Genomic DNA, 2,973 nt, shown 5'->3' on the forward strand with positions numbered 1-2,973 from the left:
TATACACACTTTCCAGGCGTGCTCCTTCAGCCACTCGGACACCTCACCATATTGTTTTGCTGCCTGACCGCTTGGGGGGCAACGGGGCGCTACTATAGGGAGTTGCGCTAAAACGGTCAAGCAGATTTTCTGCTTTAGTGCTTGTTCGGTTAAGCAATAATCAGCTCCACGTCTTTTTGACCGTGGAGCCGGTGATTAACGCTGTGAATCGAGCACTTCGCTGTTTTTGACCACCTCTTGTGCTCTGGTATAGCTTTCGATCAGCAGCTGATAGGCAGGGAAGATATGGGTATACACTTCAGCCCACTCGGCTGCATCTTCCCGGTTCCATGTCCGCTGGATCTCAGAGGCAACCGCCGCGGTATCCATTGGTACCACCCCGGCCTGGACCACGCGCGCCAGGGTGATCTCCTGAGCCATTTTGCTGTAGGTGCCGGAGGCATCAATAACCGCAAACACTTTATAACCCTCCGCGACTGCGCTAATAGAGGGAAACGCCATGCAGACGCTGGTGATGGTGCCGGCAATGATCAACGTTTTGCGCCCGGTGGCGTTCACCGCAGCCACAAACTCCGGGTTATCCCAGGCGTTGATCTCACCTTTACGTGGAACGTATTGCGCATGTGGCGCATTAGCGTGGATCTCCGGGATAAGGGGGCCATTCGGTCCCTGTGGAACAGAAGCGGTGGTGATCACCGGGATCTTCGCCAGGGTAGCGATTTTTGCCAGCGCCGCAGCACGTGCGCGCAACTCTGGCATTGGCATATCCCCCACGGTCTGGAAAAGTCCGCTCTGGTGATCGATAAGCAACATCACCGCATCGTTTACATCAATAACCGGGCGTGAGCCGTTAAAATTTGCAGGTGCAGACATCTTCTTCTCCTTTATTACCATCAGATCTGGCCGAAGCGGCCGGAGTTGAAATCACGAATGGCTTCCGCGATTTCGGTTTTACTGTTCATCACAAACGGCCCATAGCCCACGATGGGTTCATTCAGCGGCTTGCCGGCCATCAGCAGGACTTTGGCATCGAGACTCGCTTCCAGATGGAGTGTGTCGCCTTGCTGGCTTAATACAACCAGCTGCGCCTCACCTGCCTGGGCTGTTCCGTTCACCGTAATGGTGCCTTCCATCACAACCAGCGCCGTGCTCCAGCCCTCCGGCTGACTGAGCGTGAGATGGCTACCCTGATTGAGCGCGATGTCCCAGACGTTTAGCGGCGAAAAGGTGTGTGCGGGGCCAGCAACATCCTCGTAGCGACCTGCGATAACCCGCAGCGAGCCGCTGTTATCCGGCAGCGTGACCACAGGGATATCCGCCTTAGTGATGCTCTGGTAGCCCGGCGTCGCCATTTTGTCTTTGGCAGGCAGGTTGACCCACAGCTGCATCATTTTCAGTTCACCGCCTTTCTGCGCGAACGCGCTGGAGTGGAACTCCTCGTGCAAAATGCCAGCGCCCGCCGTCATCCATTGCACGTCCCCGGGGCCTATTACGCCGCCTCTGCCGGTGGAATCTCGATGTTCAACTTCGCCGGAATAGACGAGGGTGACCGTTTCGAAACCCCGGTGCGGATGCTCGCCGACGCCGCGCTTTGCCCCATCCGCCGGGAAGGTGTATGGCCCGGCGTAGTCCAGCAGCAAGAACGGGCTGAGTGGCTCGCCGTGCGTCTGGTAAGAAAACATTGAACGTACCGGGAAACCATCACCAACCCAGTGTTGACGGGGAGCGGTATACACGCCTGTTACGTTTTTCATGATGAACTCCTGAAGCGTTGTTGATGTAATTAGCTTATATTCAGCGTTAATATCCCGGTAGATAGTGAAAATGGCATTCACTGTTCTGAAAATAGAACGATGAGGATTTATGCAGGATCTCAATGACTTCGTCTGGTTTGTGAAGGTGGTCGACTACGGTGGTTTTGCTGCAGCGGGGCGTGCGCTCGATTTGCCGAAGTCCCGGCTAAGCCGCCGGATAGCTCAGCTGGAAGAGCGGCTTGGCGTGCGGTTAATACATCGCACAACGCGGCAGTTTACGGTGACAGAAGTTGGCCAGACCTTCTATCAGCACTGTAAAGCGATGATGGTGGAAGCAGAAGCTGCTGAGGAGGCGGTAGCCGCGTTGCAGGCTGAGCCGCGCGGTATTGTCAGGATCACCTGCCCGATAACATTGTTGCATGTCCATGTTGGCCCGATGCTGGCGAGATTTATGGCGCGCTATCCAGGGATCGCGCTGCAGCTTGAGGCAACCAACCGGCGGGTAGACCTGGTGGGGGAGGGGATTGATGTCGCGATCCGTGTGCGCCCGCGTCCGTTCGATGACATCGATCTGGTGTTAAGGGTACTGGCTGACCGGGGACATTGTCTGGTCGCCGCACCGGCGTTGATTCAGCGGATGGGTAAACCGTTGGTGCCCTCTGAACTCAGTGCCTGGCCTGGATTAAGCACGAACGAGGGTAAACACATCCATAAATGGGAACTGAGCGGACCCGAAGGGGCGAAGGCGGAAATCCATTACCATCCTCGCCTGATCACTACCGATATGCTGGCGTTGCGTGAAGCGGCTATAGCGGGTATCGGCGTGGTGCAGTTGCCCATATTGATGGTGAAAGAGCAGCTTGCGTCAGGGGACCTCATTCGCGTACTTGATGCCTGGGAGCCACGACGTGAGGTGATACATGCTGTGTATCCTTCAAGACGCGGGTTACTCCCGTCTGTCAGGGCACTGGTGGATTTTCTTACTGAAGAGTATGCGCGGATGGTGGAAGATTAATCTTTCCCTCTCCCCTGGAGCGAGGGTGAGGATCTTACACCACACAAGGTCTCATGCTGCGCGGGCGGAGAATATAAAAGAAAAAAGCCCGTACTTTCGTTCGAGCTCTCATCTTAAATATGTCGGTGAGGGGGGAATTGACTCGCTTTGCTCGCCCTGCGGGCAGCCTGTTCGCTGCGCGCTCAGTCTGTCCAACTGGCTGTC

3 protein-coding genes are annotated in these 2,973 nt (G+C 56.0%); 1 reads left to right on the forward strand and 2 read right to left on the reverse strand.

What is annotated here, in order from left to right; all coding sequences use genetic code 11:
* Window positions 1-195: 195 nt before the first annotated feature.
* Both QLG09_RS22215 and QLG09_RS22220 read right to left on the reverse strand, forming a co-directional pair.
* A complete protein-coding gene (locus QLG09_RS22215; protein ID WP_044860179.1) occupies window positions 196-873 on the reverse strand; it encodes an isochorismatase family protein in 678 nt (225 codons plus the stop codon).
* A 20-nt stretch (window positions 874-893) separates the two neighbouring features.
* Entirely contained in the window at window positions 894-1,754 is an 861-nt protein-coding gene (locus QLG09_RS22220; RefSeq protein ID WP_049022626.1) for a pirin family protein, read from the reverse strand.
* A 109-nt stretch (window positions 1,755-1,863) separates the two neighbouring features.
* Here QLG09_RS22220 and QLG09_RS22225 point away from each other — a divergent pair, with 109 nt between their 5' ends.
* Complete coding sequence (locus tag QLG09_RS22225) at window positions 1,864-2,769, forward strand: LysR family transcriptional regulator (RefSeq protein WP_049022625.1); 906 nt, start codon at window positions 1,864-1,866, stop codon at window positions 2,767-2,769.
* Window positions 2,770-2,973 lie beyond the last annotated feature (204 nt).

Origin of the sequence: Enterobacter sp. V89_11 (genome assembly GCF_029967775.1) — a bacterium.
Taxonomy (GTDB): Bacteria; Pseudomonadota; Gammaproteobacteria; order Enterobacterales; family Enterobacteriaceae; genus Enterobacter; species Enterobacter ludwigii.

Coding starts and splice junctions, on each gene's coding strand:
- QLG09_RS22225 (WP_049022625.1), top strand. CDS start 1,864: ATGCAGGATCTCAATGACTTCGTCTGGTTTGTGAAGGTGGTCGACTAC.
- QLG09_RS22220 (WP_049022626.1), bottom strand. CDS start 1,754: ATGAAAAACGTAACAGGCGTGTATACCGCTCCCCGTCAACACTGGGTT.
- QLG09_RS22215 (WP_044860179.1), bottom strand. CDS start 873: ATGTCTGCACCTGCAAATTTTAACGGCTCACGCCCGGTTATTGATGTA.